Origin of the sequence: Streptomyces sp. NPDC006326 (assembly GCF_040612915.1) — a bacterium.
Lineage (GTDB): Bacteria > Actinomycetota > Actinomycetes > Streptomycetales > Streptomycetaceae > Streptomyces.
In genome coordinates this window covers 28,022-54,923 of sequence record NZ_JBEXRC010000008.1, presented here as the reverse complement: position 1 = coordinate 54,923, position 26,902 = coordinate 28,022, and the positions used below count along the sequence as shown (strand labels likewise).

At 74.2% G+C, this 26,902-nt stretch carries 23 protein-coding genes; 10 read left to right on the top strand and 13 right to left on the bottom strand.

Features of this window, described 5'->3' with window-relative positions:
• Nucleotides 1-50 precede the first annotated feature (50 nt).
• Nucleotides 51-1,556, top strand: a complete 1,506-nt coding sequence (gene hemG, locus ABZ128_RS08900) for a protoporphyrinogen oxidase (RefSeq protein ID WP_356847005.1) — start codon at nt 51-53, stop codon at nt 1,554-1,556.
• A 4-nt stretch (nt 1,557-1,560) separates the two neighbouring features.
• On the top strand, nt 1,561-2,274 hold the full coding sequence (gene hemQ, locus ABZ128_RS08895) for a hydrogen peroxide-dependent heme synthase (RefSeq protein WP_356847003.1): 714 nt from the start codon (nt 1,561-1,563) through the stop codon (nt 2,272-2,274).
• Nucleotides 2,275-2,377: 103 nt separating this feature from the next.
• Here the strand turns inward: hemQ and ABZ128_RS08890 are convergent, their stop codons facing one another.
• The 4 genes from ABZ128_RS08890 to ABZ128_RS08875 all read right to left on the bottom strand — a co-directional run bounded on the left by ABZ128_RS08890 (nt 2,378) and on the right by ABZ128_RS08875 (nt 7,554).
• The gene (locus ABZ128_RS08890) at nt 2,378-4,159 is read right to left on the bottom strand and encodes an alpha/beta hydrolase (RefSeq protein WP_356847228.1); all 1,782 of its coding nucleotides are present in this window, start codon (nt 4,157-4,159) and stop codon (nt 2,378-2,380) included.
• Nucleotides 4,160-4,263: 104 nt separating this feature from the next.
• Nucleotides 4,264-5,364 (bottom strand): TIGR04222 domain-containing membrane protein, encoded by a 1,101-nt coding sequence (locus ABZ128_RS08885; RefSeq protein ID WP_356847002.1) that lies wholly within the window; start codon nt 5,362-5,364, stop codon nt 4,264-4,266.
• Nucleotides 5,361-6,656, bottom strand: coding sequence for a DUF692 domain-containing protein (locus ABZ128_RS08880; RefSeq protein WP_356847226.1), 1,296 nt, complete (start codon nt 6,654-6,656; stop codon nt 5,361-5,363). The genes ABZ128_RS08885 and ABZ128_RS08880 overlap by 4 nt, the downstream gene beginning before the upstream one ends.
• A 157-nt stretch (nt 6,657-6,813) precedes the next feature.
• Nucleotides 6,814-7,554, bottom strand: coding sequence for an aminoacyl-tRNA hydrolase (locus ABZ128_RS08875; protein WP_356847000.1), 741 nt, complete (start codon nt 7,552-7,554; stop codon nt 6,814-6,816).
• Between the two features lie 71 nt (nt 7,555-7,625).
• Here ABZ128_RS08875 and ABZ128_RS08870 point away from each other — a divergent pair, with 71 nt between their 5' ends.
• Together ABZ128_RS08870 and ABZ128_RS08865 are read left to right on the top strand one after the other, a co-directional pair.
• Nucleotides 7,626-8,300: an AIM24 family protein gene (locus tag ABZ128_RS08870; RefSeq protein WP_356846998.1), complete on the top strand. Its 675-nt coding sequence runs from the start codon at nt 7,626-7,628 to the stop codon at nt 8,298-8,300.
• A 339-nt stretch (nt 8,301-8,639) separates the two neighbouring features.
• Complete coding sequence (locus ABZ128_RS08865; RefSeq protein WP_356846996.1) at nt 8,640-8,858, top strand: hypothetical protein; 219 nt, start codon at nt 8,640-8,642, stop codon at nt 8,856-8,858.
• A gap of 22 nt (nt 8,859-8,880) precedes the next feature.
• Here ABZ128_RS08865 and ABZ128_RS08860 read toward each other — a convergent pair whose 3' ends face one another.
• On the bottom strand, nt 8,881-9,789 hold the full coding sequence (locus tag ABZ128_RS08860) for a polysaccharide deacetylase family protein (RefSeq protein WP_356846995.1): 909 nt from the start codon (nt 9,787-9,789) through the stop codon (nt 8,881-8,883).
• Between the two features lie 128 nt (nt 9,790-9,917).
• Here ABZ128_RS08860 and ABZ128_RS08855 point away from each other — a divergent pair, with 128 nt between their 5' ends.
• The gene (locus ABZ128_RS08855) at nt 9,918-12,701 is read left to right on the top strand and encodes a hypothetical protein (protein WP_356846993.1); all 2,784 of its coding nucleotides are present in this window, start codon (nt 9,918-9,920) and stop codon (nt 12,699-12,701) included.
• Between the two features lie 9 nt (nt 12,702-12,710).
• Here ABZ128_RS08855 and ABZ128_RS08850 read toward each other — a convergent pair whose 3' ends face one another.
• The 4 genes from ABZ128_RS08850 to zapE form a co-directional block, all read right to left on the bottom strand.
• On the bottom strand, nt 12,711-13,547 hold the full coding sequence (locus ABZ128_RS08850; RefSeq protein ID WP_356847225.1) for a PPK2 family polyphosphate kinase: 837 nt from the start codon (nt 13,545-13,547) through the stop codon (nt 12,711-12,713).
• Between the two features lie 224 nt (nt 13,548-13,771).
• Nucleotides 13,772-15,121 carry an alkaline phosphatase PhoX gene (locus tag ABZ128_RS08845; protein WP_356846992.1) on the bottom strand — a complete coding sequence of 450 codons (1,350 nt, stop codon included), beginning with the start codon at nt 15,119-15,121 and terminating at the stop codon, nt 13,772-13,774.
• 233 nt (nt 15,122-15,354) lie between these two features.
• Nucleotides 15,355-15,780 carry an OsmC family protein gene (locus ABZ128_RS08840; RefSeq protein ID WP_356846991.1) on the bottom strand — a complete coding sequence of 142 codons (426 nt, stop codon included), beginning with the start codon at nt 15,778-15,780 and terminating at the stop codon, nt 15,355-15,357.
• Between the two features lie 60 nt (nt 15,781-15,840).
• Nucleotides 15,841-16,929 carry a cell division protein ZapE gene (zapE, locus tag ABZ128_RS08835; protein WP_356847223.1) on the bottom strand — a complete coding sequence of 363 codons (1,089 nt, stop codon included), beginning with the start codon at nt 16,927-16,929 and terminating at the stop codon, nt 15,841-15,843.
• Between the two features lie 84 nt (nt 16,930-17,013).
• Between zapE and ABZ128_RS08830 the strand changes: the two genes are divergently transcribed.
• The 4 genes from ABZ128_RS08830 (at nt 17,014) to msrB (ending at nt 20,266) form a co-directional block, all read left to right on the top strand.
• On the top strand, nt 17,014-17,784 hold the full coding sequence (locus ABZ128_RS08830) for a pyrimidine reductase family protein (protein ID WP_356846990.1): 771 nt from the start codon (nt 17,014-17,016) through the stop codon (nt 17,782-17,784).
• 135 nt (nt 17,785-17,919) lie between these two features.
• Nucleotides 17,920-18,387 carry an indole-3-glycerol phosphate synthase gene (locus ABZ128_RS08825; protein ID WP_356846989.1) on the top strand — a complete coding sequence of 156 codons (468 nt, stop codon included), beginning with the start codon at nt 17,920-17,922 and terminating at the stop codon, nt 18,385-18,387.
• 58 nt (nt 18,388-18,445) lie between these two features.
• Nucleotides 18,446-19,843, top strand: coding sequence for a UDP-N-acetylmuramate--L-alanine ligase (murC, locus tag ABZ128_RS08820; protein WP_356846988.1), 1,398 nt, complete (start codon nt 18,446-18,448; stop codon nt 19,841-19,843).
• Nucleotides 19,844-19,858: 15 nt separating this feature from the next.
• The gene (msrB, locus tag ABZ128_RS08815) at nt 19,859-20,266 is read left to right on the top strand and encodes a peptide-methionine (R)-S-oxide reductase MsrB (RefSeq protein WP_356846986.1); all 408 of its coding nucleotides are present in this window, start codon (nt 19,859-19,861) and stop codon (nt 20,264-20,266) included.
• A gap of 69 nt (nt 20,267-20,335) precedes the next feature.
• Here msrB and ABZ128_RS08810 read toward each other — a convergent pair whose 3' ends face one another.
• From ABZ128_RS08810 to ABZ128_RS08795, 4 genes are all read right to left on the bottom strand, one after another.
• A complete protein-coding gene (locus tag ABZ128_RS08810) occupies nt 20,336-21,079 on the bottom strand; it encodes a hypothetical protein (RefSeq protein WP_356846985.1) in 744 nt (247 codons plus the stop codon).
• A gap of 32 nt (nt 21,080-21,111) precedes the next feature.
• Nucleotides 21,112-22,116, bottom strand: a complete 1,005-nt coding sequence (locus tag ABZ128_RS08805; protein ID WP_356846984.1) for a hypothetical protein — start codon at nt 22,114-22,116, stop codon at nt 21,112-21,114.
• Nucleotides 22,117-22,206: 90 nt separating this feature from the next.
• The gene (locus ABZ128_RS08800; RefSeq protein WP_356846983.1) at nt 22,207-22,566 is read right to left on the bottom strand and encodes a LuxR C-terminal-related transcriptional regulator; all 360 of its coding nucleotides are present in this window, start codon (nt 22,564-22,566) and stop codon (nt 22,207-22,209) included.
• A complete protein-coding gene (locus ABZ128_RS08795) occupies nt 22,563-23,189 on the bottom strand; it encodes a response regulator transcription factor (protein WP_356846982.1) in 627 nt (208 codons plus the stop codon). Before ABZ128_RS08795 ends, ABZ128_RS08800 begins: the two co-directional genes overlap by 4 nt.
• Nucleotides 23,190-23,520: 331 nt before the next feature.
• On the opposite strand from ABZ128_RS08795, the gene ABZ128_RS08790 reads away from it, so the two are divergent.
• On the top strand, nt 23,521-26,868 hold the full coding sequence (locus ABZ128_RS08790) for a type 2 lanthipeptide synthetase LanM family protein (RefSeq protein ID WP_356846980.1): 3,348 nt from the start codon (nt 23,521-23,523) through the stop codon (nt 26,866-26,868).
• The last annotated feature ends 34 nt before the right edge of the window (nt 26,869-26,902 follow it).

Below are 26,902 nucleotides of genomic sequence, written 5' to 3'. Positions count from 1 at the left end.
ACGGTCCGGCCTCGGTGATCGGCCGGAGATCGGTCTGAGACGATGTGTCCATGCACGAAGCGGACATGCGTACGGACGCTGCGGCCCGGCGGCCGTCGGCCGGCCACGTCGTCGTCATCGGCGGCGGCATCGCCGGGCTCGCGGCAGCCCACCGGCTCCTCGCCGAGGGCCTGCGCGTGACGCTGCTGGAGGCCGGCCCCCGCCTCGGCGGCAAGCTGCACGCCGGTGAACTCGCGGGCCTCCCCGTCGACCTGGGCGCCGAATCCGTGCTCGCCCGCCGCCCCGAAGCCCTGGAACTGGCCCGGGCCGTGGGCCTCGGCGAAGCCCTGCAGCCCCCCGCCACCGCCACCGCCCACCTGTGGACCCGTGGCGCCCTGCGGCCCATGCCGCGCGGCCACGTCATGGGGGTCCCCGGCGACCTGGGCCCGCTCGCCGCGTCCGGGGTGCTCTCCGCCGAGGGCCTGGCCCGGATCGAGGCGGAACGCACGCTGCCGCCCGCCACGGTCGGCGAGGACGTCGCCGTCGGCGAGTACATCGCCGCCCGGCTCGGCCACGAGGTCGTCGACCGCCTGGTGGAACCCCTGCTCGGCGGGGTCTACGCGGGCAACGCCTACCGCATCTCCATGCGCGCCGCCGTGCCCCAGCTCTTCGAGGCCGCCCGTACGCACGCCTCGCTGGGTGAGGGCGTACGGGAACTGCAGCGCCGGGCGGCGGCGCAGCCCGCGCAGTCCGGTCCCGTCTTCTCCGGCATCGACGGCGGCATCGGCCGGCTCCCGCAGGCCGTGGCCGAGGCCTGCCGGGCCGCCGGGGCGCGGATCAGCACCGGGACCGCCGTGCGCGAGGTCCTGCGCACGGACGGCGGCTGGCGGGTCCTCGCCGGCGCGGAGGGCGCGCAGGCCGTGGAGACCGTGGACGCCGACGCCGTCGTCGTGGCCGTCCCGGCCGGACCGGCCGCCCGGCTGCTCGGCGACCTCGCCCCGGCCGCGGCCGCCGAGCTGCGCGCCGTGGAGTACGCCTCGATGGCCCTGGTCACGATGGCGTTCCGGCGCTCCGAGCTGCCGGCCCCGATCACCGGGGGCGGCGCGAGCGGGTTCCTCGTACCGCCCGTCGACGGGCGGACCATCAAGGCCTCCACCTTCTCCAGCAACAAGTGGGCCTGGGCCGGTGCCGATCCCGAGCTCTTCCTGCTGCGCACCTCCGTGGGCCGCCACGGCGACGAGGGCGACCTCGCCCGGGAGGACTCCGAGCTGGTGGAGGTCTCGCTGCGCGACCTGGGCGAGGCCGTCGGCCTGACGGCCCGGCCCGTCGCCTCCACCGTGACCCGCTGGGACGGCGGCCTGCCCCAGTACCCGGTCGGGCACCTCGCCCGGGTGGCCCGGATCCGCGACGCCGTCGCCGCGCTGCCCGGACTCGCGGTGTGCGGCGCCCTCTACGACGGTGTGGGCATCCCGGCCTGCATCGCGAGCGCGGGCAAGGCCGCGGACGTGGTGATCGCCACGTTGTCCTCACGGGGGGCACCCCTGGCGCAGACCACTGATCCGCACACGGGACAATAGGCACATGACTGCACCGGAGAAGATTCCCAACGCGGGGAAGAAGGCGAAGGACCTCAACGAGGTCATCCGCTACACCCTGTGGTCCGTCTTCAAGCTGAAGGACGTACTGCCCGAGGACCGCGCCGGTTACGCCGACGAGGTCCAGGAGCTGTTCGACCAGCTGGCCGCCAAGGACATCACCGTCCGAGGCACCTACGACGTCTCCGGCCTGCGCGCCGACGCCGACGTCATGATCTGGTGGCACGCGGAGACCGCGGACGAGCTGCAGACCGCGTACAACCTGTTCCGCCGCACCCGGCTGGGCCGCGCGCTGGAGCCGGTGTGGTCGAACATGGCCCTGCACCGCCCCGCCGAGTTCAACAAGTCGCACATCCCGGCCTTCCTGGCCGACGAGGTCGCCCGCGACTACGTCAGCGTGTACCCCTTCGTGCGCTCGTACGACTGGTACCTGCTACCCGACGAGGACCGCCGCCGCATGCTCGCCGACCACGGCAAGATGGCCCGCGGCTACCCCGACGTGCGCGCCAACACGGTCGCCTCCTTCTCGCTGGGCGACTACGAGTGGCTCCTCGCCTTCGAGGCCGACGAGCTCTACCGCATCGTCGACCTGATGCGTCACCTGCGCGCCTCCGAGGCCCGCATGCACGTCCGTGAAGAGGTGCCCTTCTTCACCGGACGCCGCAAGTCCGTCGCCGACCTAGTCGCCGGACTCGCCTGATACCTCCCCTGGGGGGAAGGGCCGGAGGACCGACCTCCTCCGGCGGATCGGAAGACGGACCCGAACTTCCGAATCGACGCAGCCGGAGATCCCGCCCGGAAGTTCAGACGACAGACGGCAGCAGTGCCCTGGGGGCCTTCCCCGAGGTGCTTGCCGCCCGGTCGTCCAGCGACACCGGTGCGGGCTCCGGATGCGGCGCACACGTGGCGCGCCACCCCGCGGTGGCACCCGTCAGCAGATACCGCTCCACGTGGCGGTCCACGCAGTCATTGCGTCCGCCGCTCACCCCGTGCGCGCCCGCCCCCCGCTCCGTGACCAGCGCGGCCCGGGGGCCGAGCCGCCGCTGGAGCTCCAGCGCACCCGGGTACGGGGTCGCCCCGTCCCGCTCCGCCGCGACGATCAGCGTGGGCGGGATCGCGTCCGGCCGCACGCCCACCGCCACCGGCTGGTGCCGTCCGGCCGCCGGCCAGTACGCGCAGGGCAGGTTCAGGAACGTGTTGGCCCAGGCCTCGAAGGGGGCGCGGCGGGCCGTCCCGGTGGTGTCGCGGTCCCAGGTCTCCCAGTCGGCGGGCCAGGGTGCGTCGTTGCACAGCACCGCCGTGTAGACGGCCCGGGCGTTCTCGCGTTCGGCCGCCGACGCCCGGTCGGGAGCGGCCTGCCGGATCAGCGGAGCCGGATCGCCCGCCAGGAAGGCGCTGAGCGCCGCCGCCCGCTCGGCCCAGACGTCGTCGTAGTACGCGGCCTGCAGGAACGCCGACTGCAGCTCACCGGTGCCCACCACACCGCCCGCGGGGGTGCGGGCCACCGCGTCCCGCACCCGCTCGTAACTCGCCTGTACGGCGGCCGGGGTGGCGCCGAGCCGGTAGACGGAGTGGTGGCGGGCGGCCCAGGCGCGGAAGTCGGCCCAGCGGTGCTCGAACCCGACGGCCTGGTCGAGGTTGGCGCGGTACCAGATGCGGCGGGGGTCGGGGTTGACCGCCGAGTCGAGGACCATGCGGCGGACGTGGCCGGGGTACAGCGTGGCGTAGACGGCGCCGAGGTAGGTGCCGTAGGAGGCGCCCATGAAGGTCAGCTTCTCCTCGCCGAGCGCGGCACGGAGCACGTGCAGGTCGCGGACGTTGTCGAGGGTGCCGTAGTACGGCAGGGCCGCGCCGGCCCGCTGCGCGCAGCCGAGGGCGTAGGCCCGCGCGGCGGCGATGCGTTCCTTCTTGTACGCGGGGGTGGGCTGCGCCGGGACCTGTGTGGGGGCCCGGTCGTATCGGGCGGGATCCTGGCAGGACAGCGGGGCGGAGCGGCCGACACCGCGCGGGGCGTAGCCGACGAGGTCGTAGGCGGCGGAGATGCGCTGCCATTCGGGCAGGCCGGCGACGAGCGGGAAGAACATCCCCGAGGCTCCGGGCCCGCCCGGGTTGTACACGAGCGCCCCCTGCCGGGCGGCGCCCCCGCGCCCGTCGGCGGCGGCCCGGCTCACCGTGAGGGTGATCAGGGGGCCGTCGGGCCGGGCGTAGTCGAGCGGAACCGGCAGGGTCGCGCAACGCACGGAGGACGGCAGCTCCTCGACGGCGGGACACTCCCCGAACTCCAGCCCCCCGCCGCGGACGCCGGCGTCCCCGGACCCGTCGGCGCCTGCGGCGGCGGGACGGGCGGGGGCCGCGGCGGCCTCGGCGGCGCGGCGGGCGACGAGCTCGGCCCCGGCGTTCCGGGCGGCTTCGGCCGCGCCGGCTCCCGCCGTGCCGACCGGGCCGGGCCCGGCCTGAGGTGCAGGACCGGCCCCGGACGCGGGGCCGGTGGCCTCGCCCGCATGCGCCGGGGCCGGCGCCGGGGCGCACAGGAGGAGGCAGAGCGCCGCCGCGGCGACCCCGTGCCGTACGAGCGGAGTCCGCATACGAGCCCCTTCATCTCGTCGGATGAACCGATGAGATGCGCAAGCCGGCCGGTTGTACAGGACCACGGCCGGGTGTCGCCCGCGGTCCCCCCGTTTGCGGGCGGTCAGGAGCTGCTGCTGCAACTGGAGCCGCTGCTGCAACTGGAGCCGCTGCTCCCGCAGCTCGAACTGCTGCCGCAGCTGGAGCTGCTGCAACTCGACCCCGAGGAACTGCCGCAGCCGGATCCCGAGGAGCCGCCACAGCTCGAACCGCTGCAACTCGACGAGGCGCAGCCCGAGCCCGAGTAGCCGCAGCCCGGACCGGAGTTGTCCCCGCCGGCGTCGCTGCCCGCGCACCAGACCACCGGGACGACCTCGGCCGGGGAAGCGCAGGAGGAGCCGGTACGGGAGGAGCTGTGGGAGGAGCCGGTGGGGGAGGGGCCGGTGCGCGAGGTCCGCGCCTGGGCGGCGGCCAGGCGGGTGCCGCGGGCGGCCGGGAGCAGCTGCGCGCGCAGGTACGGGTCCTGCAGCCCCCGCAGCCCGTACAGCGCGGTCTGGACGTGCGGGGTCCGGTCGTTGAGGTACTGCGTGCGGAACTCCCGCAGCGCCGCCTGCCCCGCCGGGGTGATCCGCTGCCTGGCCCGGACCGCGAGGGCGCAGCCCAGGACGATGCCGCCGGCCAGGGCGGGGAACACCTTGATGATGAACGGCACCTGCGGGCCCGGGTCGAGCGCCATGGCCACGAACGTGAGCGGCAGCGAGAACACCACCCACGCCGCGCACACGACGGCCTGGATCACCGCCCGGCGCCGCCACTTCCGCCCGGAACCGGGCGCCGCGAGCAGGCCCCGCTCGGCGAGCCCGTCACCGGTCTCCTGGACGGCGGGATCGCGCATGGCCGCGTACCGCACCTGGTACAGCCACCCGGAGGGCGCCTGGGCGCAGGCCTGGAGCACGGCGCGCTCCGCGGTGTCACCGGCCCGCGCTCCCGGCCGTACGTGGACGATCCCCGGGCCGCCGACGAGCAGCCGGCCGTCCCCGAGGAGCGAGACGAGCGCGGTGTCGACCACCGTGCCCGGGCCGCCCGCCATGAACGCGGCCTCGGACAGGTCGTGCAGCCGCGGCGCGGCCCCGACCGCCGGCGGCAGGCTGCGGCGCACGCCGCGGAACAGCAGGACGCAGGAGACGATGACGGCGATCCAGATCGCGACGGCAAGAACGTTCATGCCGCCCGCCCCACGAGCGAGCGGGCCCACCGCACGACCCGGGCCGGCGGCCTCGCCCCGGCCCGGTCCCGCCACCAGGCGGTGAGCCGGCGCCGGGCGGCGGGGTCGGCCGGCAGGTCCCGGATCAAGAGGTGCTCGGCGAAGTCCAGGGCGTCCCGGCGGTAGCCCGCGGCCATGGGGCGGTTGCGGGCGTAGCCGAGGAACGCCTCGCGGTACGGCTCCTCGCCGCCCAGGATCACGGGCAGTTCCGGCGCCAGCTTCGCGACGACCCCGGCCCGCTTGGCGGCGAGCGCCCGGGCCTGCACCCGTATGCGCTGCCGGTCGAAGCCCTCGGGCACCGGGGTGCCCGCGACGAGCGCGGACAACAGCGCGGCCTGCTCCACCCCCACCCGCAGCCTGGCCGCCTCCGTCGCCGGGGCGGGTGCGCGGTCCGGGGAGGGCCCGGGGCGGGCGGCGGGCCGGGCGGGGCCGGCGTCCACCACCTCGCGGATCGCGGACAGTTCCGCGGCCAGCTCCGCCTCCGCCGGGAAGTCGTCGTCCCGCTCCAGCAGGACGCCCGGCGGGTCGACCCGCGACCGCAGCTGCGCCAGCAGGTCGAGGACCGCCTCCGGTACCGGGTGGGCGTGCGTGTCGTGCCACACCCCGCCCCGCTCGACGCCGCCGGCGACGTGCACGTACGCCAGCGCCTCCAGCGGGATCCCGTCCAGCACGGTGTACGGGTCCTCACCGCGGTTCACCCGGTTCGTGTGCAGGTTCGCCACGTCGATCAGCAGCCGCACGCCCGTGCGCTCCACCAGCTCCGTCAGGAACCGGCCCTCCGTCAGCTCCTCACCGGGCCAGGAGACCAGCGCGGCGATGTTCTCCAGGGCCAGCGGCACCGGGAGGCAGTCCTGGGCGATCCGGACGTTCTCGCACAGCACGTCGAGCGCCTCCCGCGTCCGCTGCACGGGCAGCAGGTGCCCCGCCTCCAGCACCGCGCCCGGCGACGGCGCCGGCGAGGACGCCCGTACGAACGCGATGTGCTCGGTGACCAGCGGCGCCCCCAGCGCCACCGCCCGCTCCCCGAGCGCCGCCAGCTTCTGCGGATCCGGCCGGCCGGCGCCGCCGAGGCCGAGCGACACCCCGTGGGGTACGACCCGGACCCCGCGGTCGAGCAGCCGCTGCAAGGAGGCGGGCAGGTGGCCCGGGCAGATGTTCTCGGCCACCACCTCGACCCAGTCCAGCCCCGGCAGCCGCTCCACGGCCTCCGCGATCTCCGGCCGCCAGCCGATGCCCACCCCCAGGTGTGCCATGGGCTTCATGTCCCCCCGCCCCCTCTCGTGGTCGTGTGCCGTGGTGATGGCCCCGAAGAGCCCGGGTCCAACCGCGGGAGGTGACGTTCAGAGCAACATTTGAGGTTCCACCGCCGGGCCGCCCCGGAGCCGTCCCGGGGCCGCGGGGCGCCCCCTCTCAGAGCCGCGCCCGAAGCGCCGGGTGGTCCGCCACCACGGTCGCCGAGCCCGGTGCGATCTCCGTGAAACCGGCGTCCCGCACCACCGGCAGCCCGCTCCCGCTCAACTCCGCCCACTGCCCGGGCGCGGCCGCCCGTACGGCCAGCCGGAAACCGCTCTCCCGCCACCGGTCGCGTTCCGGGCCGGCCAGCTCCCACCAGGCCAGCTGCGCCGCGTGCCCGGCCTGGGCCATCGCCTTGCCCGCGGACATCTCCAGCCCGGGGTTGAGCCACAGCACCGGAACGCCCGGCTCGGCCGGACCGGCGGGCTCCGGGTCGTCCAGGTCCGTGCCCGAGACCTGGAGCTTGGCCAGTTCCCTGGGCCAGCCGTCGAGCGGCACCGGCGGGAACACCCGTACCTGCGAGCGCTCCCCGCGCACGGTCACACCCGGCAGGGTCTCCGCCTTGCGCCACTCCGCCCCGCGGGCCCGCCGCACCACCTTCCGGATCCGCGCGTCCTGCCAGTCGCGGACCGCCTCGGCCCACTCTCCCTCGCCCTGCGCGCGCTCGTCCGCCAGCAGGACCAGGACGGCGCGGGCGGCCGTCTCCAGCGCGTCCGTCCGGGCCGGCGGCTCGGCCTTCTCGATGCGGACCACCAGGGGCAGGACGAACTGCGGTGCCTCGTCACGGGAGATGCGGCCCTGCCGGAACGGGCTGTCCGCTCCGACGGCCGGGACCGGTGTGGTGTGCTCGGTGCTCATCCGGCCAAGGATGCCAGGCTCCGACTTGAGGATGATGCCGAGGGGGCCCGTGCCAGGTGAGGATCGGGCTCATGAAGAGCGACCTTTTCGCGTCCGAGAACCTGGCTCCGCAATCCGCCACTCCGGGCATGACCCTGCAGAACGCCAAGTCCGTGAAGTACACCGTCAACGGTGAAATGCTGGCCCGCCAGGGCTCGATGGTCGCCTTCCGCGGCAACCTCCAGTTCGAACGCAAGGGACAGGGCCTGGGCAACCTGCTCAAGCGCGCCGTCACCGGCGAGGGCCTGGCGCTGATGGCCGTCCGCGGGCAGGGCGAGGCCTGGTTCGCCCACCAGGCCGGCAACTGCTTCATCGTCGACTTCGAGCCCGGCGACGCGCTGACCGTCAACGGCCGCAACGTGCTCTGCTTCGACCCGACGCTCTCCTACGAGATAAAGGTGGTGAAGGGGGCCGGCATGACCGGCGGCGGCCTCTTCAACAGCCTCTTCACCGGCACCGGCAAGCTCGCCGTGGTCTGCGACGGAAACCCGATCGTCATCCCGGTCACGGCCCAGTCCCCGGTGTACGTGGACACGGACGCGGTGGTCGGCTGGAGCGCGCAGCTGGAGACCGGCCTGCACCGCTCCCAGTCGGTCGGCTCGATGATCCGGGGCGGGTCCGGCGAGGCCGTCCAGCTGAAGCTGAGCGGCGAGGGCTTCGTCATCGTCCGGCCCAGCGAGGTGACCGAGACGGCGGCGGCCCACTGAGGCTGGCTGCTTCCCGTACGGCAGGGCGCCGAGGGCGGTCCGTAGGTACGGATCGAGGCGGCCGGACCGCCCGGCGGCGCACCGCCCCCGGACCTGGGGGCGCGGCCCGCAGCAGGGAGGCGTCCTGCGACTGACGGTGCCCGCCGCCCGCTCCGGCGCGGTGCTGCGGCAGCTGCCCACCGCGGACCCGCCCTGGCACATCCGGGCCGTCCGGGAATGCGAGAAGGCGAAATGAGCGGGCTGCTCCGCTACCGAAGCGCCCTGCTGCTGCGCTCCCGGCGGTGCGCGGGCGCTGGCCTGTCTCGTCAGTGCGCGGCGCAGCTGAGTACGCTCGTACACATGGACGCAGAAGACCGCGCGGACGCGCCGGACCGGCCGGCCGGGACCGAGCCGTGCTGCCCCGCCCCGGCCGCACCGGCGGGCCGGGTGCCCGGGCCGCCGTACGCCGACTGCGTGGAGTGCGGCAAGCCCACCGAGTACGGGGTGGCCACACCGGGCGTGGTGCTGTGCCCGGTGTGCGAGTGGCAGGACGCGCAGCGCACCGCCTGCTCCGGCTGAGCCCGTCGGACGTCCCGGCGGGTCACTTTCCGATGAGCTCGGAGACCTTCACGAAGCGGTAGCCGCGCTTGCGCAGCTCCGGGACGATCTTCTGGACGGCCTCCTCGGTGACCGGGGCCGCGCTGCGGGTGCAGTGCATGACCACCACCGAGCCGGGTTTCACCCCGGCGAGCACCTGCTCGGCCACCGCGTCCGGGTCCTTGGCGAAGGCGTCCCCGCTGACCACGTCCCACTGGACGGCCGTGACCTTGGCGGTGGACAGGACGCGCAGGGCGGCGTCGTCGTAGCAGCCGCCGGGGAAGCGGAAGTACGGGACGGTGTTGACCGCGCCCGCCGTGCGGAAGGCGGCAAAGGCCCGGTCCACGTCGGCCCGGGCGGCGGCGGGATCGAGCGCCGGGAGCCCGTAGCAGGGGGACTGGAAGGCGTGGTGGCTGTAGGAGTGGTTCGCGACCTCGAAGTTCGGATCGGTGCCGATGGACTTCACCTGGTCCGGGTACTCCTCGGCCCAGCGGCCGGTCATGAAGACGGTCGAGGGCACCTGCAGCCTGCGGAGGGTCGCGATCAGCTCGGGGTTGTCGAAGCGCTCCCCCCTCGCGGCGCGCGGCCCCTGATCGGAGGTCATGTCGGCGTCGAAGGTCAGGGCGACGGTCTTGTCGGTGTGCTGCTTCGCACGCTCGAAGACCGGGGTCAGGCCGCCCGGGCCGGGCGCCAGGGTCGGAGCCTTGGCGGGCGGCGCGGCGGCGCCGGGCGAGGCCGCGCCGGGCGAGGCGGCCGAGGACGGCGCCGCGGAGCCCGCGGGGGTCCCCATCCGGGCCTGCCCGGCACTGCCGGCTGCGGAGCCGGCGGAGCCTCCTCCGCATCCGGCGAGGGCGGCGGCGAGAGCGGCACTGAGGGCGGCAGCGGCCGCCGCTTTGCGCACATAAAAGGTCACGCACGCAAAATATATGACAATGTGCCAATCATAGGTCTACGGCACGCACGCAGAAGCCCGACCCCGCCCGGGGGACCCCTGGGCGTGTGACCGGTGGGTCCGGTCCTCCCGCCTGACAGGCTGGGGCCGTGACAGGCGCAGTGCTGCGGGAGCGGACGGCCCTCGCCCTCCGGCAAGCGGTGGGACTGCTCTGCCTGGTCGTGCTCGGCTGTGCCGCCTCGATGGCCGTCGGGGCCTTCATGTTCGTGATGCCGAGCGTGTTCCAGAGCGGCTGCGGTGAGGGCACCCGGTTCGGGAACGTCCTGCTGCACGGTTCCGACTTCGCTGCGGACAGATGCGAGTGGGAGCACGTCCTCAAGGAACTCGCCCCGGCGAAGGGCGCGAAGAGTGCCCACTTCAGGCGGAGCGTGGAGCTCAGAGAAGGAATCGCAGGGACCCTGCACATCCGGCTGAGTGCCGACGTGCCACCCGCTAGCGCCCTGGCGCAGCGGGTGCGGCGTGGACAGGCGGCCGTCGATGTCAGCTCGTTCGTCCGGACCGTGTGGGGCGTTCTGGTCCTGGGCCGTACCGAACCTGTGTGGCAGCTCCCCGACCTGACCGCCGACCAGCTGCTGAATCAGGCCACGGTCACGGTGAGCGGCACGGCGCAGGTGCCGTCCGGTGATCTGGTGCTTTACTCCAGAGGGCCCACGTCGCTGCGGATGACGCTGCGCAACAGCGAACTCCGTGCCGTCGACACAGTCTGGCACCTTGCGGCGCAAGGCACGCACACCCTCTCAGCGGACACGGGCAAGTGGGGCGAGATGCTGAAGGTCGCCATGGCGCCGGCTGACGCCGCCGCCCCCCGGCGCGACTTCCCGGGGGACGGGCCCATGGGAAGCTGGCTGCCCGCCACCGGCCAGTACGTGGCGCAGGCCGGCCGTGTCCTCGCGGCCACGGGACGGGCATTGCTGGCGGCGGCGGGGTGGTGTGCACTGCTCCTCGCGTACAGGAACGGAGCCCTGGCACCCTTGGTCCGCTCCGACGGGATCCCTCAGCTGATCCGGATCGCGGGCGCGGTGGTGATGGTCCACGTGATCCTCTCCGTGGTTCCGTGGATCGATCTGCTGGTCGCGGGCGCAGCGGACAGTCTGGGCCATGACTTCTTCGCTTCCGTAGGGCTGTGGCTCGGCTGGAACGCTGCCGGATACGCGGCTCTGCCGATTTCCCTGGTACTCCTCGTGGCCGGGATCCTGATCGTGCTCCCCCGAACGGTGCGTGCGCTGGCAGACAGCCGGCCGGCCCTTGCCTCGTGCACGACTGTACGGACAGGCACGGCGGTCAGGTGGCTCCTCCTGTCATGCCTCCTCGCCGTCGTGGGGGCCGCGGTCCTGTGCTGGCTCATTGCACTGCAGCGCGTGCCGGTGAGTTGGACGGATGCAGCCTCCGCCTTCGGATTCCTGCTGGTCCTCGCCCTGGCCCTGGGCACAGTGTCCTGGGGGTGCGGCGCCGTGGCGCACAAAGCGGGCTGGAGGATCCAGCTTTCCTCGCTCCTTTGGGCCAGTGCATGGGTACCGCTCATCACGGTGGCCGCGGCCATCCACTCCACCGGTGGAGTCCTGCCCGTTGCCCTCCGCTGGGCGGGGTCACTGGTGGTCGGGACGGCAGCCGTGCTGGCGACCGGCTGCGTGGCGTGGAGGGCCACGACGCATTCTCGGCCCTCCCGCACCGGGGTGTTCGTGCTTCTTGCGGTGGCCGTCGCCCTCGCTGTCTCCTGGAACCGGGACGAGCCCTTGTCACCAGGATGGTGGGATCTCCAAGGGCTGGCCCGGCAACTGGACGGTGTACTGGGCCTCGTGCTCGTCGCGGCCACCGTACGCGCCCTGTACGACTGCGGGCAGTCCCCCCTCACGGTGCCGAGAGAGCTGCGGGGGCACCGCGCGCTGGGGATCGTCTTGATGTTCACCCTGGCCGCGGGCGGTCTCTCGCTGTTGGCGGTCCCCTCCTGGGTGACCGCCTGCTCGGCGGCGCTCATGGCGTGGTTCCTTTTCCCTTACGAACAGATCAAGCGCGCTGCCGCCGTCCTCCGGCAGGCTCCGGGCGAGCACACCGACGCGGTCAACCGGAGCGCGCAGTCGGGCGCGGCCCGCCGGGCGCTGTCGTCCCTGCGCAAGGCAGCCCACGAGAAGATCGCCGACGGACGCCCGGGCACCGTCGTGCAACGCCGGCTGAGAGCCGTCGAGCGGTCGTCCTACGACGAGCGGCGGCGGGACCAGGCGGGAGGGACCGTCAGCGTGCGCCAGCTGGCGTTCGGCGCGTACACCGGCGCCGTCCCCTGGCAGCGGGCACTGCGCACCGCCCAGGCCGCGGCCGTCATCGGCGCACCCTGGACCGTTCTGTCCCTGGCGGGCGCGGTCGTCGCGGCGCATTCGGAGAGCAAGTACCCGGTGCTGGACATCGTCGGCACGGCTGCGCCCATCCTGCTGTTCTGGGCCGGATACGGCCTGCTGTACGGGTACTTCTTCCCGCTGCTGCGTGGTCAGACCGGTCTCGCCAAGGCGTTGTGGACGTACGGGCTGATGCTGGTGCCCGCCGTGCTGCAAGTGGCCGTCTCCAGAGACCCGGCCCACTGGGCCTCGTGGACACACACCCTTCTCTACGCACTCCAGGCGTTCACCTTCGCCATGACGCTCGGGCTGTGCGCCGACGGGGCCGTTCTGGCGAAGAACCGGATGCGGCCGGCACGGCTGACGGACATCCACAACCTCGGCTTCATCGCGGCCTGGTGGTCGTCGGTCGCGATCGCTCTGGTCACCGGGGTGGCCACGGCTATCGTGGCGGGGCTGCAGCCCTTCCTCATCGACCTCCTGCCCAAGACGCCCGAGGCGCCTGCCGTTTCGACCACTCCGTCCGAGGCGCCGGACGGTCGGTGAACGTCCCGGTCACGTCTGGAGCAGGCGGGCGCGGCACTCCTCGATGTCGAAGTCGAAGTCGCCCTCGGGGTAGTGCGGGTCCAGGTCCTCCAGGTGCTCCAGCAGCAGTTTGCTGATCGCCCAGTTGCGGTACCACTTGCGGTCCGCCGGGACGACGTACCAGGGGGCGGCCGCGGTGGAGCAGCGTTCCAGGGCCAGTTCGTACGCCTGCTGGTAGGCGGGCCACAGGGCGCGCTCCTCGATGTCGCCCACGTTGAACTTCCAGTGCTTGGCCGGGTCGTCGAGCCGCGCCAGGAGCCGCTTGCGCTGTTCCTCGTACCCGATGTGGAGGAAGACCTTCACCAGCGTGACGCCGTCGTCCACGAGCGACTGCTCGAAGAGGTTGATCTCGTCGTACCGGCGCTCCAGACGGCCGGGCGGCACCAGCTCGTGCACGCGGGCGATCAGGACGTCCTCGTAGTGCGAGCGGTCGAAGATGCCGATCTCGCCCGGGCCGGGGAGCGCGTTCATGATGCGCCAGAGGAAGGGGTGGTTGCGCTCCTCGGAGGTGGGTGCCTTGAAGGCCGTGATCCGGCAGCCCGAGGGGTTGAACTGGCCGATCACGTGTTTGACCGTGCCGCCCTTGCCGGAGGTGTCCATGCCCTGGAGGACGAGCAGCAGGCGCCGCCGGTCCCCGGCGGTGCTGGCCGCGTACAGCCGCTCCTGGAGGGAGGCGAGCGGCTTGGCCAGGGCGGCGCCGGCAGCCGTCCCGGCCGCCTTGTCGGCGGGGCCGGCGGGTGTCGCCGCGGCGGGGAGGGCGGCGAGATCGACCCGGTCGCCGGCGGGGACGCGCAGCAGCGCGCGCAGCGAGGGCTGTGCCGACTGCGCCTCGGCCCCCGCCCGGTCCGCCGGCCGCTCCCCGGCCCGCTCCTGGCCGGCCGGCTGCCGTGCCGTCCGAGCCTTCTCCGGCTTGCCCGGCTTGCCCGGCCTCTTCCGCTTCTTCGGCTTCTCCGGTTGCTTCGACACGGCCGCTGCCCCAATCCGTCGCCTCCGTACGATCGTGCCGCACATCGAACGACGGTGCGAGGTGGTCAGTGCCAGGGGCCCGTCACGGCGAAGGTGGTTCCCGGGGTGTAGGCGTTGACGTACATCGTCCGCGAGTCCGGCGAGAAGGTCACCCCGGCGAACTCGCCCCACGCCGGCGCCCCGGGCCGGCCGATGTCCTGGGCGCCCCGCGCCACCGGGTACACCTCCCCGGCCGGGGTCAGGCCGAACACGTACTGGGCGCCGCCGCCGTCCTCGCACACCATCAGGCCGCCGTCGGGCGCCAGGCAGATGTTGTCCGGGCAGTCCCCGGGAAGCCGGATGTCGGCGGCGGGGCCGAAGACCACCTCCAGCCGGATCACGGACCGCCGCGGATCGTGGAACCACACCTGGCCGCGGTGGTCGGCGGCGGCGCCCTCGCGGGTGCGGGCGTAGCTGGACACGAAGTACACGCCGCTGCCGCCCCAGTAGCAGCCCTCCAGCTTCTGGGCGTGGGTGATCCCGCCCGGCCCGAAGTCCTGGAAGCGGATCGGGGTGGAGGCCGCCGCCGGGTCCGGGACGCGCACCCATTCCACCGGGAACTCCGTGCCCGGCTCGCTCACCACCGACAGGTCCGCCACCCCGGGTACGCGCAGGGCCTCCAGGGTGCCGCCGGCGCGCAGGGAGCAGGGGCCGCCGAGGGGGCGCGCGGGCAGGAAGCGGTAGAAGAGGCCGAAGGGCTTGACGAAGGCGTCCTCGGTCTCGTAGACGGTGCCGTGGTACGGGTCCACGGCGACGGCCTCGTGGGCGAAGCGGCCCATCGCGGTCAGCGGAACGGCTCCGCAGCGGTGCGGGTCGGCGGGGTCGACCTCGAAGACGTAGCCGTGGTCCTTGGTGTACCCGGTGGCGTCCCCCGCCCGGTCCTCGGTCTCCTCGCAGCTGAGCCACGTGTTCCAGGGCGTACGGCCGCCCGCGCAGTTGACGGCGGTGCCGGCGAGGCCGACGCGCTCGCCGGTGACCCGGCCGGCGGCGTCGAGGTCGAGGACCGTGCAGCCGCCGAGGGCGTGCGGGTCGTAGGTGAGCCCCTCGACCGCGGGTACGCGCAGCGTGGCGGTGACCTTGTTCTCGTGGTTGCGCACCAGCCGCACCCGCCCCCGGCCCGCGTCGAAGGCGGCCATGCCGTCGCAGTTGGAGGGCACGGTGCCCTCGCCGGACCGCAGCGGGTCCCCGGCCCGGGACAGCACCCGGTAGCCGAATCCGGCGGGCAGGTCGAGCAGCCCCTGCGGGTCGGGCAGCAGCGGCCCGTAGCCGTGGAGCACCTGCGCGGCCCGCGGGCTCGCGGCGAAGAGGGCGCCGAGGGTTCCGGAGAAGGCGATGCCGAGGCCGGTGCCCAGCAGGCTGCGTCGGGTGAGGGACATCGGCGGCTCCCGGGGCGAGGGGGTGAGGGGGCCGTGGTACCACGCGGACCCGCCGGCCGCGCACCGACGCGTACGAGGGCCCTGCGCGGCTCACCCCACCGGCCGGATCCCGTCCCCGGGGGCGGCGCCGGGGACGGCCGGGCCGGGCGCGGGCCGTCGGGCGGGCCCGGCGGCTCAGGGAGCCGTCGCGCCCGTCAGGCGGCCCCGCGGGCTCCAGGCGATCGCCGTGCCCGTCAGGCGAGCTCGGCGCTCAGGGTGATCGTCGTCCCCCTCAGGGCCTGGCTGACCGGGCAGTTCTTCTTGGCGTCCTCGGCAGCGGCGACGAAGGCGTCGTTGTCGAGGCCCGGGACCTCGCCGCGCACCGAGAGGTGGATGCCCGTGATGCCCTCACCCGGCTGGAAGGTGACGTCGGCCTTGGTCTCCAGGCGGGTGGGCGGGGTGCCCGCGCCGGCCAGGCCGTGGGACAGGGCCATCGAGAAGCAGCTGGAGTGGGCGGCGGCGATCAGCTCCTCGGGGCTGGTCTTGCCGTTCGCCGCCTCCGCGCGGGAGGGCCAGGAGACGTCGTACGAGCCGATGCCCGAGGAGTCGAGGGTGACGACGCCCTTGCCCTCCAGCAGGTTGCCCTCCCAGACGGTGTGGGCGTGACGCGTGGTGGCCATGGTGGATCCCTTCGCAGAAGTGGACACGGCCGGCCTGCGGAACGGGCCGGCGCCCCCAACCTACTGGGACACCAGGGGCTTCGCGTCGCGTGCGAGCGCGGTGAGCCGCGAGATGGCGCGGAAGTACTTCTTGCGATAGCCGCCGTTCAGCATCTCGTCACTGAACAGCCGGTCGAACGGTGCTCCCGAGGCGACCACGGGTATCTCGCGGTCGTACAGCCGGTCCGCGAGGACCACCAGCCGCAGCGCCGTCGACTGGTCCGGCACCGGGCCGACGTCGGTCAGGCAGACCGCCGATATGCCCTCGGTCAGGGCGCCGTAGCGGCTCGGGTGGACCCGGGCCAGGTGGTCCAGCAGGCCGGGGAAGTCGTCCAGGCTCGCGCCCGCGGTGGCGTACGCGGTCTTCGCCACCTGCTCGTCCGAGAAGGGGGCCGGTGCCTCCGGCAGGCCGCGGTGGCGGTAGTCCTGGCCGTCGATCCGCAGCGGGCGGAAGTGCGCCGACAGGCCCTGGATCTCCCGCAGGAAGTCGACGGCGGCGAACCGGCCCTCGCCGAGCTTTCCGGGCAGCGTGTTCGAGGTGGCGGCCAGCACCACTCCCTGCTCCACCAGGCGGCTGAGCAGGGAGGACACCAGGACGGTGTCGCCCGGGTCGTCGAGCTCGAACTCGTCGATGCACAGCAGCCGGTGCCCGCCCAGGGTCTGCACGGTCTGCTGGAAGCCGAGCGCGCCGACCAGGTTGGTCAGCTCCACGAAGGTGCCGAAGGCCTTCAGCGCGGGCTCGGCCGGGGTGGCGTGCCACAGGGAGGCGAGCAGGTGGGTCTTGCCGACGCCGTAACCGCCGTCGAGGTAGACCCCGCGCGGGGCCGCCGGGGCGGTGCTCTTCGGGGCCCTGGAGAACCACCGCCGCTTGCCGGAGCCGGTGGCGTGGGCCCCGCCCAGCCCGGCGGCGAAGCCGCTCAGCACGGTGACGGCCTCGGCCTGGCTCGGCTGGGCCGGGTCCGGCACGTACGTGTCGAAGCGCACCGAGTCGAACCGCGGCGGCGGCACCATCTCGGCCACGAGCCGTTCGGCGGGCACACGCGGCTCCCGGGCGCACAGCGCCTGCGGGCCGGCGTCGGCCGTGTCGGCCGCGAGGGCCGTACCGGCTATCGGGGGTCGCCCGGAGCGGGGACCGGAGGCGGAGAGTGAGGTCGACACAGCTCTTAACTCTACGGGTCATGGCACACTGCACCGATGCGACGCCTGTTCCCTGTGACCGATCAGACACCCGCCGCCATCGACCGGGAGTGGACGCTCGACGAGCTGGCCGAGGCGTACGCCTACCCCGCGACGGGGCCGGACGGCCACTGGCTGCGGGCGAACATGGTGTCGACCCTGGACGGCGCCGCCCAGCACGACGGGCGCTCACAGCCGATCTCCGGCGAGACCGACATGCGGATCTTCGGCACCCTCCGGGCGCTGGCCGATGTGGTGGTCGTCGGGGCCGAAACGGTTCGCCAGGAGGGCTACCGCCCGGCCCGGGCCCGGGAGGCCTTCGCGGCCCGGCGCGCGGCCGCCGGGCAGGGCCCCGCCCCCGCCATCGCGGTGGTCACGGCCGGCCTGGAGCTGGACTTCTCCCTGCCGCTGTTCACCTCGCCCCTGGTCCCCACTCTCGTGGTCACCGGGGCGGCCGCGCCCGCCGACCGGGTCGCCGAGGCCACCCGGGCCGGGGCCCAGGTCGTCGTGGCCGGCGAAGGCGCGGGCGCCGACCCCGTACGGGTGGTGCGCGAGCTCGCCGACCGGGGGCTGCGCCGCCAGCTCACCGAGGGCGGGCCCCGGCTGCTGGGGCAGTTCGTGGCCGCCGACGCCCTGGACGAGCTGTGCCTGACGATCTCGCCGATGCTCACGGCGGGGACCGCCCAGCGCATCTCGGCGGGCCCTTCGATCACCGTGCCGCAGCGGCTCGCGCCGGCCTCCGTACTGGAAGAGGCCGGGTTCCTCTTCACGAGCTACCGTCGGATCTGACAAGCGGCGGAATTCCTCGTTCCGCTTAGCTTCCGCTGGGCACATATACCTGCGCAGGCCCCGTGCGAGAGCGGGGCAGGATGGTTTCCGCAGGGGCCGGCCGACCGGCCGCGGCCCATGAAGGAGAGGGCGTCCGTGTTCACGAGCGTATTGATGATCGAGCAGCCGCTGACCCCCGTCGACGTGGACTTCGTCACCACCCTGCACGGGGACGACCCGGTCTCCTTCGTCGTCCTCATGCAGCCCCGGGGCGACCAGGACCGGCTGCTGCGCGCCATCGACGACGTGGCGCTCGGTGAGCTGCCCGAGGCCCTGCGCGAGGCCGACATCCCCGAGGGGGAGGCCGCCCGCGGCCCCGCCGAGCAGGCGCTCGCCCATTCCCTGGAGGCGTTGCGCCGAAAGGGTGCCACGGCCGTCGGACAGCTGGTCGAGGACCATCCGCTCGACAAGCTGAAGACGGTCGTGGAGGAGTCGACGGCCGACGAGGTGATCGTCCTGACCGCCCCGCACTTCGTGGAGGAGTTCTTCCACCGGGACTGGGCCTCGCGGGCCCGTCACAAGGTCGGCGTTCCGGTGCTCAAGCTCTTCGCCCACAACGAATAGGCTGGGCCCCGACACACTCGTCCGCACCCGTCCGACCCGCACCTTGGGGAGATCCCGTATGACGCCGCCCGGCCTGCCGACCGCCATGGAACGCCCGCACTTCATCGGCATCGGCGGCGCCGGGATGTCCGGCATCGCGAAGATCCTCGCCCAGCGCGGGGCGAAGGTCGCGGGCAGCGACGCCCGGGACTCCGAGACCGCCCAGGCGCTGCGCGCCCACGGCGCCACGGTCCACATCGGCCACGCCGCCGACCACCTCGCCGCGGACGCCACCTGCGTGGTCGTCTCCAGCGCCATCCGCGCGGACAACCCCGAGCTGGCGCGCGCCGCCGAGCTCGGCGTCCCGGTGGTGCACCGCTCCGACGCCCTGGCCGCCCTGATGGACGGCCTGCGGCCGATCGCGGTCGCCGGTACGCACGGCAAGACCACCACCACCTCGATGCTGGCGGTGTCCCTGTCGGCGCTGGGCCTGGACCCCTCGTACGCCATCGGCGGCGACCTGGACGCACCCGGCTCCAACGCCCACCACGGCGAGGGCGACATCTTCGTGGCCGAGGCGGACGAGAGCGACCGCAGCTTCCACAAGTACGCCCCGCAGGTCGCGATCATCCTCAACGCCGAGCTCGACCACCACGCGAACTACGCGTCGATGGAGGAGATCTACGCGTCCTTCGAGACCTTCGTCGGCAAGATCGTGCCCGGCGGCACCCTGGTCGTGGCCCACGGCCAGGAGGGCGCCGCCGAGATCGCCCGCCGCGTCGCCGGCACGGCCGGCCTCACCGTCGTCACGTACGGCGAGGAGGAGGGCGCCGACGTCCGGATCGCGAAGATCACCCCGCGCGGTCTGACCAGCGAGGTCACCGTCGTCCTGGACGGCCGGATGCTCACCTTCACCGTCTCGGTGCCCGGCCGCCACTACGCGCACAACGCCGTCGCCGCCCTCGCCGCGGGCGTCGCCCTCGGCATCCCGGCGCACAACCTCGCCTCGGCGCTGGGCAAGTACACCGGCGTCAAGCGCCGCCTCCAGCTCAAGGGCGAGGCGGCGGGCGTCCAGGTCATCGACTCGTACGCGCACCACCCGACGGAGATGACCGCCGACCTGGAGGCCATCCGCGGCGCCGCCGGGGACTCCCGCATCCTGGTCGTCTTCCAGCCGCACCTCTTCTCCCGCACCCAGGAACTGGGCAAGGAGATGGGCCAGGCCCTCGCGCTGGCCGACTCCGCCGTGGTCCTGGACATCTACCCGGCCCGCGAGGACCCGATCCCCGGGGTCACCAGCGAGATCATCATCACCGCGGCGCGCGCCGCGGGCGCCGACGTCACCGCCGAGCACGAGAAGGAGGACGTCGCCGACGTCATCGCGGGAATGGCGAAGCCCGGCGACCTCGTTCTCACGATGGGCGCGGGCGACGTCACGGACCTCGGTCCGGCCATCCTCGCCCGCCTGTCGAGCTGAAGGAGCGGGAGAGTCATGGCGTACGAGGTCGAGAAGACGGACGAGCAGTGGCAGGCGGAGCTGACGCCGTCCGAGTACCAGGTGCTGCGCCTCGCGGGCACCGAACCGGCGTTCCGCGGTGAGTACACCGACACCAAGACGGCGGGCGTCTACTCCTGCCGTGCCTGCGGCGCCGAGCTGTTCCGCTCCACGGAGAAGTTCGAGTCGCACTGCGGCTGGCCGTCCTTCTACGACCCCAAGGACTCCGACGCGGTCGAGCTGCGGGCGGACGTCTCCCACGGCATGGTCCGCACCGAGGTCCTCTGCGCGAAGTGCGGCTCCCACCTGGGCCACGTCTTCGAGGGCGAGGGCTACCCGACCCCCACGGACCAGCGCTACTGCATCAACTCGATCTCCCTGCGCCTCACGCCGGACGAGGGCTGACCCCGGCCGCGCCGGACGGCCGTCCGGCGCGGCCGGGGTTCTCGCCCGGGTGCGGTGTCCGGGCCCGGCTCAGACCGTGACGCGGTCCAGGGCCGGGAGGAACTGGTCGTAGAAGGCGGTCTTGAGCAGGAGGGCGCGTTCCTCCAGCTCCCGGAAGCCGGCGGTCGACTCCTCGTGGGCGAGGAGTTCGGTCACGCGGGTGGCCAGGCGGTCCGAGTGGGAGCCCGACAGCAGGGACAGCGTCGCGAGCGAGTGGGTCTTCGCGTCGTGGACGTGGTGCGGGTAGTAGAAGCGGGAGCGGTTCTTGCCGTCCTCGGTCAGCAGCGGGGCCATCCGCTCCCACAGCCGCCCGTACTCGACGGAGACCAGCACCTCGCCCCAGAACCGCAGGATGGTCAGCAGCCGCAGGTCGGCGTCGGGGTGCCCGCCCGCGTCGGCGATCAGCTCCAGGGTGTCCTGGATGACCTGCCGGGTCCGGGCGGTGGGCCGCGAGGCCACCAGGGCCGGGCGGGAGATGCCGAGGCGGCGCAGGTCCTCCGTCATGTCCTCGCGATGCGAAGGGGTGTGGCCGTGGCCGTCCGGGTACTCCTCGCGCAGGATGACCCGGGCGATCCGCAGTCCCGCCTCGTCGCGCAGCAGGTCGATCGCCAGGTCGTAGGACGGGGTGAAGGCGAGCGAGACGAAGCGCCGCTGGAGCAGGAGTGCGGCGAAGTCCTCGTCCGGGAGGGCGGCGACGTTCGCCAGGACCGGGTGGTCCCGGAACCGTTCGATCAGGGCGTCCTCGAACGCGTCCAGAGCGTGCAGATCGTGCATGACGGTACCTTTCCGTGGATCACGGGCGCGGATCACAGGCTGATGCCGGCCACCGACGTGCGCCAGTCGAGGAGGTCCACGTCCGTGCCGATGCTCCACAGCGTGCGCAGCTCCCGCTGGACCTCCTCGCCCATCACCGTGTCGCCGCCCTCGATCTCGATCTGCGTCGAGTCGATGGCGAGTTGGCCGTGCAGGAACGAACTGACCAGAAAACGCTCGTCGATCTTGAATACGGCGATGGAGGGCAGGGAGTTGTAGAGACGCACCTGGAGGCGGGTCCGGTTCTCCGGCGTGAGCGCCGTGTTGAGTTCGGCGAGTCCGGCGAGGCAGCCTTCGACGCTCGCCCGCACGTTCACCGCGAGGGCCGGGTCCCGCACCGCCCGGAGCGCCTCGTCGCGCAGCCCGGCCACGGGCGACGAGGGGTGCAGCAGCAGGATGCGCACGTGCACCTGCTGGTCGGTGATCGCCTTGTACAGGGCGGCCCTGAGGTGGTGCAGGTTGGGGATCCAGGTCTGCAGGATCACCAGCTCGTCGCCGGCGCGCTCCAGCAAGCCGGTGAACGCGTCTTCCGGGAAGCGGCTGTGGATCTGGACCACGCCGCCGTAGTGCTGCCGCTTGAGGCGCTGTGCGATGGCGTCGATGTCCAGCTTCGACAGGTGCGCCTCGACGTTCGCGGTCAGGGTGGAGATCTGCGCGTCGACGCCGGCCTCCAGGTCGGAGATCTTCCGCTGGACGTCCGGGCCGAGGTGCCTGACCCGGTCGTCGACGGTGTCGAGCTTCTTCAGCCGTTCGAGCTCCATGAGCAGGAACACCGTGACCGTGCTCAGGATGAGCAGCGTGACCTTGGGGAGCGCGCCGCCGGGAGCGAGCGCGTCCAGCCAGCCGAACAGGTCCGCCAGCAGGACCACCACCCCCGAGGTGGCCATCAGGCCCAGCGCGATCTGCTCCACCCGGCGGCGGACGTCGACGCTCCGATCGCCGTCCTCGCCGCGCGGGCGCTCGACCTCGCCGCCCGGACGTCCCGTACCGTCGCTCATTTCCCCCCAACCCCCGTACTCCGCCCACCGCTTGAGCGATGACCGTACACCCGCGCCACGACGGGCAAGGGTGCCTTTCCGGACAACACCTCAGATGAGGCTGTGGCGCACCGCGCAGGCCACCGCGTGGGCGCGGTTGCGGGCCTGGAGGCGGGCCATCAGCTCGTAGATCACGTTCTTCACGGTGTGCTCCGAGCAGGACAGCGTGCGGGCGATCAACGCGTTGCCGTGGCCCTCCGCCATCAGGGTCAGCACCGCCGTCTGGCGGGCCGTCAGGCGCGGGGCCTCCGGCGCGGCCGCGGGGCGGGCCGTCGGCTCCGCGGCGACGGCGCCGAGGAGGCGGACCAGGGCCGGGTACGGCATCCGGCCGTCCCCGGCCTGCCGCAGCAGGCTCAGCCGGTCCGCCGGAGCGGCGCTGCGGGTGCGGGTGAGTTCGGCGACGGCGCTCACAGGAGGCCCACCCGGAGGGCGTAGGCCACGGCATGGGCCCGGTTGCGCAGCCGGAAGCGCTGGGTGATGTCGTGGACGACGGTCGTCACGGTGCGCGGCGAGTAGCACAGCTGCTTGGCTATCTCGTTGGTCTCGTGCCCGTCGGCGACCAGGCGGAGCACACTGCGCTCCCGGTCGCTCAGCCCGGCCGCCCCCCAGGGCTCCGGGGAGCCGTCGGCCGCGGTCCCGCCCGTGGCCGAGCGCTCCAGCAGCCGGTCCAGGAGGTCCGGCGGCAGCGTGCAGTCGCCGCGCGAGGCGGCCAGTACGGCGCGCGGCAGCCGCACGGCGTCCGCCTCGCGGCGGCGCAGCAGCCCGCGGGCGCCGGCGGCTATGGCGTGCAGGGCGCCCTCCGGCACCAGCTCCCCGGCCACCAGGACCACTTCGGGCCGGCCCGGGGTGTCGCGGACGGTGCGCAGGACGTCGAGCTCCGGCCGACCGACCTGGTCCACCGTCATGACCACGACGCGCGGCTGCGTGCCCGCGGCGGTCAGGCACACCTCGGGGCAGCCGGACAGGGTGCTCTTGGTCCCGGCTTCCAGCACGGGGTCGAATGCGACGACGTCGACAGGGACGGGTTCTCCCACCAGGTCCTCCGATGATCATCCGCCGGCCGGGGTGCCGGATGGCGGAAGGGGCACTGCACCCAGACTGGCTCCGCCGGTGCGCAGCGGCATCGGGCGGCGGCCCCCACATTTGTGAAGGCACGCCCCCATGAGGGCGGATCCTGTGAAGACGGCCCGGTGCGGGCGCCCCCGCCGTGACGCAGCCGCAGGTCGAGAGGGTGGGGGCGGGCCGGTGTCCCCGCGCACCACCCACCGTCCCGGCGGCGTCCGCGCCCCCCGCGGGGGGCGGCCCGCGGAATATGGGGGAACGGCCCCCATGTGCGGGGCGCCGCGCTCTGCGAGTTTTCTCCTCGTGACTGACACCGCCACCACCGCCGAAGAGACCCGGGTCGGTGGCCTGACCCACTCCTGGTGGGCCCGGGCCCTGAACCTGCGGGAGCGGCTCGCCGCCCCGGGTGCCCCGGCACCCGCGCCGGCCGACGCCCCCCACAGCCGACCGGCGTCGTGGTCGCTGGGGGACACCGAGGGCTTCGCCGCCCGGCTGGCGGGCCTGGGGACCGCGCAGGAGGCGGCGTACGCCCTCGCGGCGGAGGAGCCGGCCCGGCTGGCCGGACGGAGCGTCAAGCCGCGGTGGGCGCAGTACATCGAGGACGCGGTGGCCGGGGCGCCGCGGGAGCTCCCGGCGCAGGACCGTGCGGGGGACGGGGACGGCGCCGGGGACGGGGACGGCGCCGGGGAGCGTACGGAGGGCCGGGAGGGCCGCGCCCGGGACCGTACGGAGGACCGCGCCGGCGGCGCCGAGGTGTTCCTGCCCGCGCTGCGCCCCCTGATCGCCTCCGCCTGGGCCGAGGTGGCCCTGCGGACCGAGCCGGCCGGGGCCGGACGCGACGCCGTGCGCGCGGCCTTCGAGGAGCGGCTCGGCGACCGGCTGCTGCGGCAGGCCGCCCGCACCCTGGTCAAGGAACTCCACCTGGCCCGCACGGCCGGCCTGCTGCGGGGGGAGACCCCCCGGGAGCGGTTCGCGGCCTTCCTCGCCCACCTCGGCAGCCGGCCGGGCCTGGAGCGGCTGTTCACCCGCTACCCGGTGCTGGCCCGGATGCTCGGCCAGACCTGCGGGTACGCGGTCGAGGCCGCCGTGGAACTGCTGGAGCGGTTCGCCGCCGACCGCCGGGCGATCACCGCCGAGCTGCTGGGCGGCCGCGATCCCGGTCCGCTCGTCCGGGTGGACCTCGGGCGGGGAGACCCCCACCAGGGGAACCGTTCGGTCGCCCTGCTGCACTTCGCCGGCGGAGCCACCGTCGTGTACAAGCCGCGCCCCCTCGGCCAGCACGCCCTGCTGGACCAGGCGGTCGGCTGGGCCAACGAGAAGGTGCCCGGCCTCGGCCTGCGCACCCCCGGCTCGCTGCGCCGCGACGGGTACGGCTGGCTGGAGTTCATCGAGCACGGCTGGTGCCGGTCGTCCACCGAACTGGACCGGTTCTACCGGCGCCAGGGCGCCCTGCTCGCCCTGCTCTACGCGATCGACGGCGTGGACATGCACTACGAGAACGTCATCGCCTGCGGAGACCAGCCGGTCCTGGTCGACGCCGAGACCCTGCTGCACGCCGGTCTGCCCGCCGCGGTGACCTGCGGGTCCGACCCGGCGGCCGGGGCCCTGGCGGCCTCGGTGTACCGCACCTGCCTGCTGCCGAGCCTGCTGATCGGCGAGAACGGCGCCATGGACATCTCGGCCCTCGGCGGCCCCGACGGCGGCTCCTACCCGAGCGACGGCCTGCGCTGGGAGGCCGCCGGGACGGACGAGATGCGGCTGCTGCGCGGCCGGGTCGCCAGCCCGGCCGGCCAGAACCGGCCGCTGCCGCAGAACAGGACGGCCCGCCACGCCGACCACCGTGCCGCGCTGCTCGAAGGGTTCCGCGCCGGGTACGACGCGATCACCGCCCACCGCGGCGAACTCCTCGGCGACGGCGCCGAGCCCGGGCTGCTGGCCCGCTGGGCCACCAGCCCCGGGCGGCTGATCGCCCGGTCCACCCGCCTCTACACGACCCTGCTGGACGAGTCCACCCACCCCGACGTGCTCAGCGACGCGCTGACCCGGGACGCGGTGCTCGCCGTGCTGTGGGCGGAGTCCGAGCACGACCCCGCCCGGCAGCGGCTGATCGAGGACGAGATCGCGGACCTGTGGTGCGGGGACGTGCCGCTCTTCTTCCACCACCCCGCGCACACCTCGCTGGAGACCTCCCGGGGCACCTTCCTCGACGGGGTGCTGCCCGCACCCAGCCTGCGCGCCGCCCGTGAGAAGATCGCCGCCATGGGCGAGGTGGACCGCCACGACCAGGAGTGGGTGATCTCGGCGACGCTCGCCGTCACCGGCGCCAACCTCAGTGTGGACGGGCCGCGTTCGGCCCTGACCGGACGGGTGGCACCGGCCGTCGTGCCCGAGCCCTCCCGGCTGCTCGCCGCGGCCTGCGGCATCGCCGACGAGATCGCGGCCCGCGCCGTCCACGGCGACGGGCGCGTCAACTGGCTCGGCCTGGAGGAGGTGGCCGCCCGGCACTGGGCCGTCCTGCCGATGGGCGGCGGGCTCGCCCAGGGCTACTGCGGGGTCGCGCTGTTCCTCGCCCAGCTCGGCGCCCTGACCGGGGCCGACCGGTACACCGCGCTGGCCCGGCAGGCCGTACGCCCGCTGCCCGCACTGCTGTCCGCGATGGCCGCGGACCCGGCGCTGAGCGCCGCCGCGGGCCCCGGCGCCCTGCACGGACTCGGCGGGATCCTCTACTCCGCGGCCCGGCTGGCCGCCCTCCTCGACCACCCCGGCGACGGGGACGGCAGCGGCCTCGCCGCCTGCCTGCCCGCCGCCCTCGCCGCTCTGGAACTCGCCGTCGAGGCCGACCCCGAGGGTCCCGCCGACCTCGCCGACGGCCTCGCCGGAGCCCTTGCCGCCACCGTCGCGGTGCAGCGGACGTACGGGCACCCCGCCGTGGCGGGAGCGGCCCGGCGGCTCGCCGACCGGCTGCTCGTCCGAGCCGGCCGGCCGGCCCACGGCGCCCCCGGCTTCGCCCACGGCGACGCGGGCATCGGCTGGGCCCTGCTGCGCTATGCCGCGGCCCAGCCGTCCGCCCAGCCGTCCGCTCAGCCGTCCGGTGCCGCCCCGGCCACGGCCCCGCACGCCCGCGCCGGAGCCGCGCTGCTGCGGGGAGCGCTGGACGAGGCCCTGCGCCGGGCCGGCCGGCCCGGGCCGGCCGACCTCGGCTGGCATTCGGGCCTGGCGGGCACGGCCCTGGCCGCCGCCGACGCGCTGGCCGCCGCGGAGGGCCTCGGCGCCGCCGGCCCGCTCCCGGCGACCGAGATCGACCGGTGCGTCACCCTGCTCGGCGCCTCGCCCGCCGAATGCCCCGACCTGAGCCTGCGCCACGGCGCGTTCGGCTCCCTGGAACTGCTCGGCGTCCTCGCCGGCCAGGGCCACGACGCGGCCCGGGCCGCGCTGGTCCGCCGTACCGGAGAGGTGCTCGGCCGGCTCGACGACCACGGCCGCCGCTGCGGCACCCCCGACCACGTCCCGTCCCCCGGCCTCCTCACCGGACTCTCCGGCATCGGGTACGCCCTGCTCCGGCTGGGCTTCCCGGAGGCGGTCCCCTCCGTCCTGCTGCTCGACCACGCCGCCGCGGCGGTACCGGGCGGCCCGTCCCGCACCACCTGCTGACCAGCGTCACGGCACCACGTACCACTGCACCGAG

Bases quoted from the DNA above. Each gene is read 5' to 3' on its own strand.
- hemG (WP_356847005.1), top strand. From the start codon at position 51: ATGCACGAAGCGGACATGCGTACGGACGCTGCGGCCCGGCGGCCGTCG.
- hemQ (WP_356847003.1), top strand. From the start codon at position 1,561: ATGACTGCACCGGAGAAGATTCCCAACGCGGGGAAGAAGGCGAAGGAC.
- ABZ128_RS08890 (WP_356847228.1), bottom strand. From the start codon at position 4,159: ATGCGGACTCCGCTCGTACGGCACGGGGTCGCCGCGGCGGCGCTCTGC.
- ABZ128_RS08885 (WP_356847002.1), bottom strand. From the start codon at position 5,364: ATGAACGTTCTTGCCGTCGCGATCTGGATCGCCGTCATCGTCTCCTGC.
- ABZ128_RS08880 (WP_356847226.1), bottom strand. From the start codon at position 6,656: ATGGCACACCTGGGGGTGGGCATCGGCTGGCGGCCGGAGATCGCGGAG.
- ABZ128_RS08875 (WP_356847000.1), bottom strand. From the start codon at position 7,554: ATGAGCACCGAGCACACCACACCGGTCCCGGCCGTCGGAGCGGACAGC.
- ABZ128_RS08870 (WP_356846998.1), top strand. From the start codon at position 7,626: ATGAAGAGCGACCTTTTCGCGTCCGAGAACCTGGCTCCGCAATCCGCC.
- ABZ128_RS08865 (WP_356846996.1), top strand. From the start codon at position 8,640: ATGGACGCAGAAGACCGCGCGGACGCGCCGGACCGGCCGGCCGGGACC.
- ABZ128_RS08845 (WP_356846992.1), bottom strand. From the start codon at position 15,121: ATGTCCCTCACCCGACGCAGCCTGCTGGGCACCGGCCTCGGCATCGCC.
- ABZ128_RS08840 (WP_356846991.1), bottom strand. From the start codon at position 15,780: ATGGCCACCACGCGTCACGCCCACACCGTCTGGGAGGGCAACCTGCTG.
- ABZ128_RS08830 (WP_356846990.1), top strand. From the start codon at position 17,014: ATGCGACGCCTGTTCCCTGTGACCGATCAGACACCCGCCGCCATCGAC.
- murC (WP_356846988.1), top strand. From the start codon at position 18,446: ATGACGCCGCCCGGCCTGCCGACCGCCATGGAACGCCCGCACTTCATC.
- msrB (WP_356846986.1), top strand. From the start codon at position 19,859: ATGGCGTACGAGGTCGAGAAGACGGACGAGCAGTGGCAGGCGGAGCTG.
- ABZ128_RS08810 (WP_356846985.1), bottom strand. From the start codon at position 21,079: ATGCACGATCTGCACGCTCTGGACGCGTTCGAGGACGCCCTGATCGAA.
- ABZ128_RS08805 (WP_356846984.1), bottom strand. From the start codon at position 22,116: ATGAGCGACGGTACGGGACGTCCGGGCGGCGAGGTCGAGCGCCCGCGC.